We start from the raw sequence: 13,564 nt of genomic DNA on the forward strand, positions 1-13,564 counted from the left end.
CCTGCCCGACCTTGCGGTGTGACAGCATGGGCGCATGCGGTCTTTCATCATGCGCGTGATCATTAATGGACTGGCGCTGTGGATTGCCAGCTGGCTTCTGCCCGGCCTGGATATCTCCACCACAGCCACCACGGAAGCTGTAGCCAAGACCGGGGTGAACCAGGGAACTGACGCCGCCGGCATTGTCCTCGCGTACCTGTTCATCGGACTGATTTTCGGCCTGGTCAACGCCTTCGTGCGGCCGATCGTCAGCTTCCTCTCCCTGCCCATCACCATCCTGACGCTGGGCCTGTTCACTGTTGTGATCAACGCCGCGATGCTCTATCTCACCTCCTGGATCAGCGGCTACACGCCCGTGCACTTCACTATCGATTCGTTCTTCTGGACCGCCCTGCTGGCCGCCATCATCATCACCGTCATTTCGCTGGTGGCAGACCGGGTCCCCGGCGCCCGCCACCGCTGAAACCCCCGCCGGCGCCGGCACTTCCGCCACCACTGACACCCCCGCCGATGGATAGGATCGTCCTGCCCAGGGCGGGCAGTGGCGGCAGCCCCGCGGGCGTGGGCGGTTTTGGCGCACGGACCAGCTGGAACCGGGTGGCCCTAGCCGTCCCTCCCGCGCCCACCACCCCGGCAAGCGCGGCAGTGGACGCCGCCAGGGAAGGATCTGGGCTCGCCGAGACTGCCCGGGCCCCCGCCTCATAGTTGGTGAGCCTGTGCCCGGGACCGAGGCCGGCGTCCACACCGGGCGGCGTCCTGACGAGACCGTTGAGCGTGACTGTCACCCGTTCCTTGGTGTCCGGGTTGGGGAGGCCCTCACTGCCGGGAACCCAGTCCTGCCGGTGCTCCAGATGCAGGCTGCTGATGCCCGGCTCCGGGGTTATGGCGCCCACCGGCGATCCCGCGGTCAGCACGTACTTGAGGTTGTACTCGGTCAGGAAGGCCTTGTCCTGGCTGAGGTTCATGGCATGGATGCCGCCCTGGCTGTAGCCCACGGCCACCACCTGGTCCCCGGCCTCCGCACCGGCCTGGCGCAGGGCCGCCCGGATGCCTGCGGCCGTGTACTCGGACCCGTACCCCAGTGATTCGCCGACACCGGCCTCGTCGAAGGGGTTGGGGCCACCCATGTTGCCGGGCTGGGTTCCGGGGATGACGACGATGAACGCGCCCCGACCCCCGGTGGTTGTCCGGATGATCTCGATTCGGCCGGGGCCGGCGTCGTCCACCTCCCCTGCCCGGGCAAGAAGACCTGCCGGAGAGGCGTCCAGGGCAATCTCGCCGGAGCTTTCCTGCAGCGCCTTCACCGGCCGCGGCTTGAGGTCGGGCCTTACCCGGTCCAGCAGCATGCGGACAAGGGCCGGCGCACTGGAGCCCCCGCCGGAGGCAAGCGCCATTTCCGTGGCGGCATCCATCTCACCGGACCGCATTCCCAGAAGCGCGGCCAGGAAGCCAGCGGCCACCACCGGATCGCTCGAGGCGATCGCCTCGGTACTTGCCGTGTTGGGCCGCCAGTCCCGCCAGTCCCCAACCAGGGCGAGGTCAACTGCCTGCCGCCCCCACAACCATGGTGCGTCCCAATGGAGATGTGTGATGAGCAGGTTCGCCGTCTCGGCGGCGCTGTACTCGAGCTGGCAGGCGCGCACACCCCCTGCAAGGCGCTCCACCTCCTCCCGCACCGCCGCTACGGAACGCTGCCCTTCCCAGACGGCAGTGAGGGCCCCGGCACCGCTGGCCGGATCGTCCCGCTGGTAGCTTCCCAGCGATTCCCAGACCCTGTACATGCCCAGTTCGACAGCCGCCAGATCCCGGGCGAGCACATCCAGCTCACGCGCCCCCGAATCCAGTTCCTCCAGCTGGAAGGAGATTCCGCCTACTCCGCCGCGCACGGAAAGGACAGCGTTGGAGGCCGGTTCGAGGGGGCGCAGCTGCCCGCCGCCACCGCCCGGCGCGGCCTCGGCCATCAGTAGCCACCGGCGGTGGGAAGGGCGGCCCCGGCGACACGGACGGAGTGCCGCCGCAGGGCAAGGGCGGCGGCAAGCACTCCTTCCCGGGCCCGGCAAAGGGCAACGGCCTGTAAGCGGAGACTGGATCTGTACGCCAGCCCGGCAGGGGACTGCCAGTCCATCAGCTGGAGCTGCGTCAGCCTTGCCTGTACAGCATCGACCTGTTCCGCGCAGGCCTCCACCCGCCCGGCCAGCAGCTGGACCTCAAAACTCCGCGACGAACATGCCGCGGCGTCGGCCGCTGTCACGCTGGCGCTCATCACTGTTACGCTGGCGCTCATCCGGATACCCCCATCCACTGCGGGCCAACGCTCCGGCGTCAGCCCTTCTCTCGCTTCCTGCCCACGACGCTAAGGCGCCGTCCGCCGCCGACGGAACGGCCGGCGTCGTCCATGTGGAGAAGTGCGCGGGTCAGGGGCTGTGGAGGAGAAGTCACACGGAATCCGGTGCTTCAGCGGGCACAGAACTTCATGAAAGAATCAGGTCATGCCTGAAACTGCCGCCACAGCTGACACCCGTACGCCCTCCGGACGCCTCGCCCTCGCCGCGTCAGGGGAACAAATCGCGCTCGGCCCGCTGGACGGCCGCTACAAGTCCGCCGTCGGCCCCCTCGTTGACTACCTGTCCGAGGCAGCCCTCAACCGCGACCGGGTGGCCGTCGAGGTGGAGTGGCTTATCCACCTGACCGGGGACAACGTCCTCCCCGGCGCCGGCCCCCTGACCGGGGAGCAGCAGCAGAAGCTGCGTGCGATCGTCACCGAATTCGATGCCTCCTCCGTCGCCGAGCTGGCCGAAATCGAAGCCGTCACCGTCCACGACGTGAAGGCCGTGGAGTATTACATCGGCCGCCGCCTGCCCGCCATCGGCATCGAGAACTTGACCGCCATGGTGCACTTCGGCTGCACCTCCGAGGACATCAACAACCTGTCCTATGCCCTGGGCGTGAAGGGCGCTGTGGAGGACGTGTGGCTGCCCGCAGCCCGTGCCCTCGTGGCCCAGATCAGCAAGATGGCCGAAGATAACCGCGCCGTTCCCATGCTGTCCCGCACGCACGGCCAGCCCGCCACGCCCACCACCCTGGGCAAGGAGCTCGCCGTCATCGCGCACCGCCTGAACCGGCAGCTGGAGCGCGTCGCCAAAACGGAATACCTCGGCAAGATCAACGGCGCCACGGGCACGTACGCCGCCCACGTGGCATCCGTCCCCGGCGCGGACTGGCAGCAGGTCGCGAAGTCGTTCGTGGAGAAGCTGGGCCTGACCTGGAACCCGCTGACCACGCAGATCGAAAGCCACGACTGGCAGGCAGAGCTGTACGCCGATGTCGCCCGCTTCAACCGGATCCTGCACAACGTCTGCACGGACATCTGGAGCTACATCTCGATAGGCTACTTCGCGCAGATTCCCGTGGCAGGCGCCACCGGCTCCTCAACGATGCCGCACAAGGTCAACCCGATCCGCTTCGAAAACGCCGAGGCCAACCTGGAGATCTCCTCGGGGCTCCTGGACGTGCTGGGCTCCACGCTTGTCACGTCCCGCTGGCAGCGCGACCTCACGGACTCCTCCAGCCAGCGCAACATCGGCGTGGCCTTCGGCCACTCCCTGCTGGCCATTTCCAACGTGGCCAAGGGCCTGGAGCGTCTCGATGTCGCGGAGAGCGTGCTCGCCGGGGACCTCGACACCAACTGGGAAGTCCTGGGCGAAGCCATCCAGATGGTGATGCGCGCGGAGGCAATCGCCGGCGTCGAAGGCATGGAGAACCCGTACGAGCGGCTCAAGGACCTCACCCGCGGCCAGCGCGTGGACGCCGCCCGGATGCAGGAGTTCGTCCAGAGCCTGGGCCTCTCCGCAGAGGCAGAGGCGCGGCTGCTCGCCCTGACGCCGGGCAAGTACACCGGCATCGCGGACCAGCTGGTTGACCACCTTAAATAAGCACGACGGCGGTGCCGGACTATGTTGCCCGGCACCGCTTCCGTTTCCGACGGCTTCCGCAAGGCAGCTCCTGCATTAAGCGGCCGGTCCCGTTTTGCGGCGGTTGTCCCGCCTACCTTCCCGACGACGACAAGGAACGCGAAACCATGAGGCTGCTGCTCATCCGCCACGGCGAAACTCCCGGGAACGTGCTGGGGCAGCTGGACACCGCCCATCCCGGCCCCGGGCTGACCGAGCTGGGCGAGCGCCAGGCGGAGGCACTGCCGCGGGCGCTGGTGAATGAGCCGATCAGCGCGCTGTACGCCTCCACCCTGGTCCGTACCCAGATCACCGCCAAGCCGCTGAGCCGGGAGCTCGGCCTGGATGTGGAGATCCTGGACGGTATCCACGAGATCGAGGCCGGCGCCCTGGAAAAGCTGACGGACCACGAGTCCCACCGGCGGTACATGAGCACCGTGTTCGCCTGGACCGGCGGCGACTTCGACCGCCGGATGCCCGCCGGGCCCAACGGGCACGAGTTTTTCGAACGCTATGACGCCGCGATCGCCAAGGTGTCCGCGGAAGCCGCCGGCACCGGCGCAGTCGCCGTCGTCAGCCACGGCGCCGCGATCCGCGTCTGGGCGGGCCACCGGGCAGAGAACATCGACATGGAATTCGCCGCCCGTCACGTCCTCGCCAACACCGGCATCGTGGCCCTGGAAGGCGATCCCGAGGCCGGCTGGAACCTGATTCACTGGGATGCCAGCCCCGTCGGGGGCCTTGCCCTGGCCGACCCCACCGCCGAGGACCCGATGGGAAAGGCCACGGGCTAGGTCCGGCGCAAAGTGTTCCCACGGCGCTTACCGGCAGGAAACACCGCGGTAACGGTGCGGTTCTAACCTTAATTCGCATAACCCTTCGGCGAATCGAGGCACAGATGCAGACCAATCCCAGGCTCAACATCCGGAAAGTCAGCTGGTCGAATCCTGTGGGAGCTGATCTGCGCGCGGCACAGCAGGCGGAACTGGACGCCCGCTTCGGGTGCCCCGACCATGAGCCGGGACCCAAGCCCTCCGAAGTGGACACCGCCGTGTTCCTCGTGGCTTACGACAAGGGTTCGGGCCAGCCGGTGGGCTGCGGGGGTCTGCGGCTGCTCGACTCCGAGACGGCGGAAATCAAGCGCCTCTACGTTCTCCCGTACACCCGCGGTTCAGGCGTGGCCAGCTCCATCCTGGCCGCCCTCGAGGCCGAAGCCTTTGCCCAGGGCATCACCCGGATCACTGCGGAGGCGGGCTCGGCGCAGACTGACGGCCGCAATTTCTACGCGAGCTCCGGCTTCGATCCGGTTCCCAACTTCGGTCCCTACATCGGCGTCGAGCATTCGTACTGCTTCGAAAAGAGGATCGATTGCCACAGCGCGGCGCACACCGCCATGGCCTGAACCGCCCCACACAACCGGCGGCGGCCGTCACACTCCGGTGGGGCAGGCCGCCGTCCGCTAATCTCGCGCTATGGAAACCAAAGACATTACGTTCCGCACCCGCAAGTGGGTCCGGCCCGAGGACCTCAACGCCAACGGCACCCTGTTCGGTGGCAGCCTGCTGAAATGGATCGACGAGGAAGCCGCCATCTACGCCATCCTCCAGCTGGGCAACGGCCGCGCGGTCACCAAGTACATTTCCGAAATCAACTTCGTCAGCTCCGCAGTCCAGGGCGACCTCATTGAGATGGGCCTGACCGCCACGCGCTTCGGCCGGACGTCGATGACCATGCGCGCCGAAGTGCGCAACATGATCACCCGGCAGAGCATTCTCACCATTGAGGAGATCGTGTTCGTGAACCTCAGCTCCACCGGCAAACCGGAACCGCACGGCTACACGGAAATCACCTACGACCGCGACCGCATCCCCACGCACCACCTCACCGAAACGCTGCAACAGGACTGACGTCCCCGCCGTCGTCCGGCTGATACGGATGCACCGCCGGTGTTAACGGGTAGCCAGCCTGAGCAGCCCGTCGCGCAGCGGCTGTGCCCGTTCGGTCAGGGCCACACCCGCCATGGCGGAGGAAGCCAGCCGCAGCAGCTGGGTCTTCAGGGCGCGCTGCCGGTTGTAGGCCTTGAGCGCGTCTTCCATCCGATGGGCGTTGAGGAGTTCGGCCAGCGTGACGGCGTCTACGAGAGCCTCGCAGGCGCCGCGGCCCAGGTTGGGCGTCATGCCGTGGGCGGCGTCGCCGGCCAGGACGGCGCCCGGCCGCACGAAGCTGCCCAGGCTGGGCGTGGTCCAGATCCGCTGCGCCAGCGTGGCGTCCGCCGTGGCCTGCTCCAGCGCTGTCCGGACGGTGGGCGCGCTTCCGGCGAAGCGCTCCATTGCCTGCTTCAGCGCTTCGGCTGCATCAACGCCCGCCGGCCCGAGGTCCGAGCGGAACGAGGCATACCAGTAGGTCCGGCCGGCGGACGCTGGCGTGATGCCGAACAGTTGCCCGCGGCCCCAGTATTCCCCTCCGGCGCCGGCCTGGACGGGACCGGGAAGGACGCCCCGCAGCGCCAGGTACGGCGTCAGCTTTGCCTGTGACCTGGCGCCCCAGAAGGAGCGTCGCACCACGCTGTGGACGCCGTCGGCCCCCACCAGCAGGCCCGACGACAGCGGGCCGGTGGCCGGAATGTCATCCACCCTGCCCTCGATGCGCTGCACGGAAGCCGGCAACGCGGCATCAAGGATCCTGATGAGGTCTGCGCGTGAGACGCCCCGGAGCCCGCGGACCTCGGGTGCCACCAGGGCTGTACCCGAGGCGTCGCGCAGGGCCATCCCGCCGAACGCCGTGCCCGCCTCCCGGATCTGCGGCAGCACCCCCAGGACCGCCAGCCCCGCCTGCGCCTCCGGCCACATGGCCAGCGACGTCTCCACCGCCGGAACTCCGGGCCGCTGCTCGTGGATGGCGACGTCGAAGCGTTTCGGGTCCAGGCCTGCCGCGAGCGCGAGGCCGGCGATGCCGCCGCCGATGATCGTTATGGCTTCCATGGACCCGATCTTAAGCCCGACGGCGGGACGCCGGGTTGAGCGGCCCTGACCCGCACAGGTGGCGGAACACCGGGCCCGTCATGAGGTCCGTGGCCTGTCGTGCGGAAGACTAGTGTGACGGCCAGCCAGTGTACGCCTCGGCAAGGTACGCCTGGCCGTGCCGTGAGGACACCACGGAGTGCAGCTCGCCCAGCTGGCGGGCCCGGGCGAAGTCGCCGGCATCGGCAGGGGTGTGCAGCATGGTGGTCATCCAGTAGGAGAACTGCTGGGCCTTCCAGACGCGGTCCAGGGCACGGTCACTGTACGAATCCAGGAGGGCGGTGGAGCCGCTGTTGTAGTAGCTGTCCAGCCCCTCAAACAGCACCTTGACGTCGTGAATCGCCAGGTTCAGGCCCTTGGCGCCGGTCGGCGGCACCGTGTGCGCAGCGTCGCCGGCCAGGAACAGCTTGCCGTGCCGCATCGGCGTGTGCACGAAGCTGCGGAACGGCAGGACCATCTTGTCGATGACCGGGCCTTCCTTCAGTTCGAAGCCGTTGCCGTTGACGCGGCTGCGGAACTCCGCCCAGATTCGCTCATCGGTCCAGTCGGCCACGTTTTCCTTGGGGTCGCACTGGAAGTACATGCGCTGCACGGTTTCGGTGCGCTGGCTGATGAGGGCAAAGCCGTTCTCCGAGTTGGCGTAGATCAGCTCGTCGGAACTGCGGGGTGCCTCGGCCAGGATGCCGAACCACGCGAACGGGTACTCGTGAAAGTACCACTTGCGGTGCACCTCGGGGATCTGGAAGCGGCAGTGGCTGCGTGAGCCGTCGGCGCCGGTGATGAAGTCGGCCTGGAGCTCGTACTCCACGCCGTCTGCGTCGGTGAACCAAACTTTGGGCTTGTCCTCGATGCCGTGGATGGTGGTGTCGGTGACGCTGTAGCGCACGTCACCGCCGTCGGCCTCCCGGCGGGCGGCGAGGTCCATGAAGACGTCCGTCTGTGGGTATAGCCAGACGGACTCCCCCACGAGTTCCTTGAAGTCGATGCGGTGGCTCTCGCCGTTGAACCGCAGCTCGATCCCGTCATGGCGGTCGCCCTCCCGCAGCACCCGGTCGGACACGCCGCTGTCGACGAGCATGTTCACCGTGCCGTGCTCCAGGATGCCGGCGCGGACCGTCTCCGAAATTTCCCGGCGGCTGCGGATTTCGATCACGGTGGATTCGATTCCGGCCTTGGCCAGCAGGTGGGACAGCATGAGTCCCGCAGGGCCCGCGCCCAGGATGGCTACCTGGGTGGTGATGATCTGTCGTGCCATGGTGTTCCTCGCTCCGTTGCGTGGCCCGGAGGTCCGGGCGGAAGGTGGTTGCTGGCTAACAGTGTGCGCCGGGCAGTGTGGCTGGCGTTACATCAATTCCGCTGAATGGAAGCAGCGCCGCCCCGCCGTCCTACCCGGCACCCTCGCTGAGCCGCCGCGCGATGCCTCGTGCCGCCGTCTGGAGCGCGGGTACCAGCGCCTGCATGCGCATCTCCCGCAGGGGAACCACGACGCCGATTGCCGCCACTGCGCGCTTCTGGCCGTTCAGCACGGGAACGGCAATGCCCCAAGTGTCGGGGTCGATCACGCCCGCAAGCTCGGCATAACCCTGGTTTGCTGCCTCAGCCAGCAAGGCGCGCACCTCGTCCCGGCTCGCCTTTCCGGCGGGATCGGCGAACTCGTCCAGGTACTCGGCCTGGAGATGCTTGGGCTGGTGCGACATCAGGGCCAGTCCGGCTGACGACACGTGGACCGCCATGCGGCCGGCGATCTGGGCCCGGTTTGCCACCGATCCGCGCCGGGACAGCCGCTCCACAAACAGCGCTTCCCAGCCGTCGAGCACCGCAAGGTTCACGTTCTGGTTGAGAACATGCTGGATGTCCTCCATGAAGGGCATGGCTGCCTGCCGCAAGGCCAGCGTGGGCGAATTGCGGTTGACCAGCTCCCATAGCCTCAGCCCCAGCCGCACCGAGCCCCCGGGGCTGGTCTCCAGCAGCCCGTGCGCTGCCAGCTGACGCACCAGGCGGTGGGCAGTGGTCAGGGGGAGGTCCGCGCGCTCTGCAAGCTCGGACAATTGCAGGACGGTGACGCCGGCCGGAAATGCCGCGATGACGCGCACCACGCGGTCAACCACCGAATCCCCGGAGACTGAGTTGGCCAAGGTCCTGCTTCCATTGAATGGTTTTTGTTGTCCCACATTACACCCGGCGGTGATACAACTCTCATGTCGAATCTGACGGCGGCACGCCGAAACGCTCCCTGCAGCGCCGCGGCATTCCGTCCTCCAGAAGGTCTTTCCGGCCATATGCAGCGGCAGCTCCACAAGCCGCCTTCGATCCCGTAACAAGCTTCTACCCGGACGATGAGGTTCCCATGTCAACGCTCCCTGCTGCCCGCCGCTCCCAGTGGCCCGTCTGGCTTTGCTGGCTGGCTATGGTGCTGGACGGATTCGACCTGGTGGTGCTGGGCACCGTCATCCCTACCCTGATCAAGACCCACGAGCTGGGCTTCGACGCCGTCGGGGCCACCTACGCAGCCACGATTTCACTGGTGGGCGTGGGCATTGGGGCGCTCTTCATCGCGCCGCTTTCCGACCGGCTGGGACGGCGCCGCCTCCTTGTGGCCTGCGTGGCGTGGTTTTCGCTCTTCACCATTGCGGTCGTTTTCGCGCCGAATGTGGCCGTCTTCGGCATCTTCCGCCTGCTCGCCGGACTGGGCCTGGGCGCCTGCCTGCCGGCCGCATTGGCCTACATGAACGACTACGCCCCAGCCGGCACGGCCGGTAAGTCCACTACCAGGACCATGACCGGCTATCACGTGGGCGCCGTCGCCACCGCATTCCTGGCCCTTCTGGTGGTGCCGGACTGGCGCATCATGTTCGTCATCGGCGGCGTGGCCGGCTTCGCCCTGGTCCCGCTCCTGTGGTTCCGGCTGCCGGAGACCCTGCCGCCTGCGCACGCAACGGAGCCCGCGCAAACAGAAGCCATAACAGCGGCAGCAGGGGCAGAGGCCCGGAGCCGCGAGGCCTCCCCCGCCACCACGCCCGCCACCCCCCGCCAGCAGGCCAGCTTCCGAGACCTCCTCCGCAAGCCCTACCCCTTCGTCGCCCTCGGCATCGCGGTGGCTTCCTTCATGGGACTCCTGCTGGTGTACGGCCTGAACACCTGGCTCCCGCAGCTCATGGCCTCCGCCGGGTACACCGTCAGCGCGGGCCTGGTGCTGCTGCTGGTCCTGAATGTGGGCGCCGTCGTGGGGCTCGTGGTGGCCGGCATCCTTGCGGACAAGCACGGCACCAAGAAGATCGTCCTGCTGTGGTTCGGGCTTTCCGCCGTCTTCCTTGCCGTCCTCAGCATCAAGGTGCAAAGCGAGCTGCTGCTCAACGCGGCAGTGTTCGTGACCGGCGTCTTCGTCTTCAGCTCCCAGGTCCTGGTCTACGCCTGGGTCAGCCAGCTGTTCCCGGCCCGGCTCCGCGGCACCGCCCTCGGTTCGCTGCCGGTGTGGGCAGGTTCGGCGCGATCACGGGCCCGGCCGTCACCGGAACGCTCGTGGCCGCCGGCATCGCCTACCCCTGGGGCTTCTACGTGTTCGCGGCCGCCGCCGTCCTTGCGGTCGTCGCTCTGGTGGCCGTCCCCCACGCCATCGCCGCGGCACCCGGCCGGGAGGCCGCCGTCGAACGCTCATGATTTAGCCCCTTCCGCGGACGACGGCGGCGGGTAACCTAAGGACAGTAAGCTCACTTACCATCCTTGGAGGCTGACCCCATGACGGACCGGATCGCAGACATCTGGGGCGAGCGGACGCCGCACGGAAGCGGGCAGGCGTGGCCCGAGCGCGTGGACCAGGTCCTGGCCGAAGGGATGACCGACGGCGACGTGGACCGCTGGATGCAGTCGGCCTGCGTCCTGTGCAGCAACGGGTGCGGCTGCGACATTGCCGTCAAGGACGGGAAAATGGTGGGCATCCGCGGCCGCGCGCAGGACCGGGTGAACCGCGGCCGGCTGGGGCCCAAAGGCCTCTACGGCAGCTGGCAGGGCGAGCAGCACCGGGACCGCCTGACCCGGCCGCTGATCCGGGTGGACGGCGAGCTGGTGGAGACCGACTGGGACACCGCCATGGGCCGCATAGTGGAGCGGAGCAAGGAGCTGCTGGCCAGCAAGGGCCCGCTCAGCCACGGCTTCTACACCAGCGGCCAGCTGTTCCTGGAGGAGTACTACGCCCTGGGCATGCTCGGCAAGGCCGGAATCGGCACTCCGCACATGGACGGCAACACGCGGCTCTGCACCGCCACGGCCGCCGCGGCGCTGAAGGAATCCTTCGGCGCCGACGGCCAGCCGGGCAGCTACACGGACATAGATGACTCCAGCGCCATCTTCCTGTACGGCCACAACATGGCTGAGACGCAGACGGTGCTGTGGGCGCGCGTGCTGGACCGGCTGGACGGGCCCAACCCGCCAAAGCTCGTGTGCGTCGATCCGCGCGACACCGAGGTTGCCCGCCGGGCCGACGTGCACCTGGCGGTCCACCCCGGCACCAACCTGGCGCTGATGAACGGCCTGATCCGCGAGGTCCTCGCCAACAACTGGATCGACGAGGACTACATCAGCCAGCACACCGCAAACCTGGAGCAGCTGCGCAGCGTGGTGGAGCCGTGGACCCCGGAGAAGGTGGCGGAAACCTGCGGCGTGGATGCGGTGGACGTGCGCCGCGCCGCCGAGATCTTCGGCACCGGGGAGAGGGTCCTCTCCACTGTCCTGCAGGGCTTCTACCAGTCGGCCCACGCGACGGCATCGTCCTGCCAGGTCAACAACCTGCATCTGCTCCGGGGCTTGCTGGGCAGGCCGGGCTGCGGGCTGCTGCAGATGAACGGCCAGCCCACCGCGCAGAACAACAGGGAATGCGGGGCCGACGGCGACCTGCCGGGCTTCCGTAACTGGGAGAACCCGCAGCACGTGCAGGACCTGGCCCGGCTGTGGAACGTGGACCCCGGCATCATCCCGGACTGGGCTCCGCCCACGCACGCCCTGCAGATCTTCCGCTACGTCGAGCAGGGCTCCATCGGACTGCTCTGGATCTCCGCCACTAACCCGGCCGTGTCCATGCCCCAGCTGGAACGGATCCGGCACATCCTGGACAAGGACAGCCTGTTCCTGGTGGTCCAGGACATCTACCTCACCGAGACGGCGCAGTATGCGGACGTCGTCCTCCCCTGCGCCGCCTGGGGCGAGAAGACCGGCACCTTCACCAACGTCGACCGGACCGTCCACCTGTCCGAGAAAGCCGTCGACCCGCCGGGCGAGGCACGGAGCGACCTCGAGGTCTTCCTCGACTATGCCCGCCGGATGGGCTTCACGGACCAGGACGGGCGGCCGCTGCTGGACTGGTCGGGCCCCGAGGACGGCTTCGAGGCGTGGAAGGAATGCTCGCGCGGCCGCCCATGCGACTACACGGGCCTCAGCTACCGCAAGCTCAGGGGCGGCAGCGGCATCCAGTGGCCGTGCACCGAGGGTCAGCCCGGCGGCACGGAGCGGCTGTACACCGACGGCGAGTTCCCCACCGCCCCGGAGTACTGCGAGTCCTTCGGGCATGATCTCCTCACCGGCGCCACGACGGGCGAAACGGAGTACAAGGCAACGGTGCAGCCCGGGAAGGCCTGGCTCAAGGCCCTCGACTACACGCCGCCGCACGAGGAACCCGACGCCGACTACCCGCTGCGCTACACCACCGGCCGGACGGCGTACCACTTCCACACCCGGACCAAGACCGGCCGCAGCCGCCGGCTCAACGCCGCCGCGCCGGAGCCGTGGATCGAGATGTCCGTCGAGGACGCTGCCCGCGCGGGGTGCCAGGAGGGGGACATCGTCCGGGTGACGTCACGCCGCGGCAGCCTCGAAGTCCCGGTCCGCGTGGGGGACATCCGGCCCGGCACCGTCTTTGCGCCGTTCCACTACGGGTACTGGGACGTGCCCGACGGCGGCCGGCACCGCGCCGCGAACGAACTCACCGTCACCGAATGGGACCCGGTGTCCAAGCAGCCGCTGTTCAAGAATGCCGCCGTCCGGGTGGAAAAACTGCGCAGCGGCGACGGCCCGTCGAAGGCCCCGGACACCACCGCTTCCCGCCGCGCAACAGGAGCCCAGCGATGAAACTTCCCGTCTACATCGGCCTGCTGGACGAGGCGGAGGCCACGCTCGCGTCGTCGTTCCGCGTGGTGGCGGAGGGCCACGGCGATGAGCCGGACGTGCACTTCATCCTGCAGACGTTCGCCAAGAAGTGCGATGCCCACCGGGAGGCGCTGAAACCGGTCATTCGCCGCTACGGCGAAGACACCGAGGGCGAGGAGGAACACCGGCTGACGGCCGATGGCATCAGGAAGGTCCGCTCCGGGCCGCTTGCGCTGATGCTTGACCTGCAGGACCTGTACGTCCTGGTCAACCACATCGACGTGACGTGGATGATGGTGGGGCAGGCCGCCAAGGGTGACCGGGACAAGGAACTCCAGGGCGTGGTGGAGCAGTGCGAGGGCGACTCGGAGCTGGAGATCCGCTGGCTGCAGACCAGGATGAAGCAGGCCGCGCCCCAGGCGCTGCTGGTGGCCGAGTGAACCGTGGCTAGATAAACCC

12 protein-coding genes and 1 pseudogene are annotated in these 13,564 nt (G+C 68.1%); 8 read left to right on the forward strand and 5 right to left on the reverse strand.

Annotated features, from left to right (window positions below; all coding sequences use genetic code 11):
- The first annotated feature begins 34 nt into the window (after positions 1-34).
- Entirely contained in the window at positions 35-463 is a 429-nt protein-coding gene (locus tag LFT45_RS21760; protein WP_236805825.1) for a phage holin family protein, read from the forward strand.
- On the opposite strand, the gene LFT45_RS21765 is transcribed toward LFT45_RS21760, so the two are convergent.
- Together LFT45_RS21765 and LFT45_RS21770 are read right to left on the reverse strand one after the other, a co-directional pair.
- Positions 417-1,961: a PE-PPE domain-containing protein gene (locus tag LFT45_RS21765; protein WP_236805827.1), complete on the reverse strand. Its 1,545-nt coding sequence runs from the start codon at positions 1,959-1,961 to the stop codon at positions 417-419. The two genes, LFT45_RS21760 and LFT45_RS21765, sit on opposite strands and share 47 nt — an antisense overlap.
- The gene (locus LFT45_RS21770) at positions 1,961-2,284 is read right to left on the reverse strand and encodes a hypothetical protein (RefSeq protein WP_236805829.1); all 324 of its coding nucleotides are present in this window, start codon (positions 2,282-2,284) and stop codon (positions 1,961-1,963) included. The genes LFT45_RS21765 and LFT45_RS21770 overlap by 1 nt, the downstream gene beginning before the upstream one ends.
- Positions 2,285-2,489: 205 nt before the next feature.
- On the opposite strand from LFT45_RS21770, the gene purB reads away from it, so the two are divergent.
- The 4 genes from purB to LFT45_RS21790 all read left to right on the forward strand — a co-directional run bounded on the left by purB (position 2,490) and on the right by LFT45_RS21790 (position 5,857).
- Positions 2,490-3,932 (forward strand): adenylosuccinate lyase, encoded by a 1,443-nt coding sequence (gene purB / locus LFT45_RS21775; protein WP_236805830.1) that lies wholly within the window; start codon positions 2,490-2,492, stop codon positions 3,930-3,932.
- A 146-nt stretch (positions 3,933-4,078) separates the two neighbouring features.
- Positions 4,079-4,744 carry a histidine phosphatase family protein gene (locus LFT45_RS21780; protein WP_236805831.1) on the forward strand — a complete coding sequence of 222 codons (666 nt, stop codon included), beginning with the start codon at positions 4,079-4,081 and terminating at the stop codon, positions 4,742-4,744.
- 104 nt (positions 4,745-4,848) lie between these two features.
- Entirely contained in the window at positions 4,849-5,352 is a 504-nt protein-coding gene (locus LFT45_RS21785) for a GNAT family N-acetyltransferase (RefSeq protein WP_236805832.1), read from the forward strand.
- 70 nt (positions 5,353-5,422) lie between these two features.
- Complete coding sequence (locus LFT45_RS21790) at positions 5,423-5,857, forward strand: acyl-CoA thioesterase (RefSeq protein WP_111903068.1); 435 nt, start codon at positions 5,423-5,425, stop codon at positions 5,855-5,857.
- A 42-nt stretch (positions 5,858-5,899) separates the two neighbouring features.
- On the opposite strand, the gene LFT45_RS21795 is transcribed toward LFT45_RS21790, so the two are convergent.
- The 3 genes from LFT45_RS21795 to LFT45_RS21805 all read right to left on the reverse strand — a co-directional run bounded on the left by LFT45_RS21795 (position 5,900) and on the right by LFT45_RS21805 (position 9,105).
- Positions 5,900-6,931 carry an FAD-dependent monooxygenase gene (locus LFT45_RS21795; protein WP_236805833.1) on the reverse strand — a complete coding sequence of 344 codons (1,032 nt, stop codon included), beginning with the start codon at positions 6,929-6,931 and terminating at the stop codon, positions 5,900-5,902.
- A gap of 109 nt (positions 6,932-7,040) precedes the next feature.
- On the reverse strand, positions 7,041-8,225 hold the full coding sequence (locus LFT45_RS21800) for a 4-hydroxybenzoate 3-monooxygenase (protein ID WP_236805835.1): 1,185 nt from the start codon (positions 8,223-8,225) through the stop codon (positions 7,041-7,043).
- Positions 8,226-8,355: 130 nt separating this feature from the next.
- A complete protein-coding gene (locus LFT45_RS21805; RefSeq protein WP_236805837.1) occupies positions 8,356-9,105 on the reverse strand; it encodes an IclR family transcriptional regulator in 750 nt (249 codons plus the stop codon).
- Between the two features lie 212 nt (positions 9,106-9,317).
- Between LFT45_RS21805 and LFT45_RS21810 the strand changes: the two are divergent.
- The 3 genes and pseudogenes from LFT45_RS21810 (at position 9,318) to LFT45_RS21820 (ending at position 13,545) form a co-directional block, all read left to right on the forward strand.
- Positions 9,318-10,627, forward strand: a pseudogene (locus LFT45_RS21810) (MFS transporter).
- Between the two features lie 78 nt (positions 10,628-10,705).
- Positions 10,706-13,087 carry a molybdopterin oxidoreductase family protein gene (locus tag LFT45_RS21815; RefSeq protein WP_236805838.1) on the forward strand — a complete coding sequence of 794 codons (2,382 nt, stop codon included), beginning with the start codon at positions 10,706-10,708 and terminating at the stop codon, positions 13,085-13,087.
- Complete coding sequence (locus LFT45_RS21820; protein ID WP_236805839.1) at positions 13,084-13,545, forward strand: hypothetical protein; 462 nt, start codon at positions 13,084-13,086, stop codon at positions 13,543-13,545. The genes LFT45_RS21815 and LFT45_RS21820 overlap by 4 nt, the downstream gene beginning before the upstream one ends.
- Positions 13,546-13,564: the final 19 nt, after the last annotated feature.

Source organism: Arthrobacter sp. FW305-BF8 (assembly GCF_021789315.1).
Taxonomy (GTDB): Bacteria; Actinomycetota; Actinomycetes; order Actinomycetales; family Micrococcaceae; genus Arthrobacter.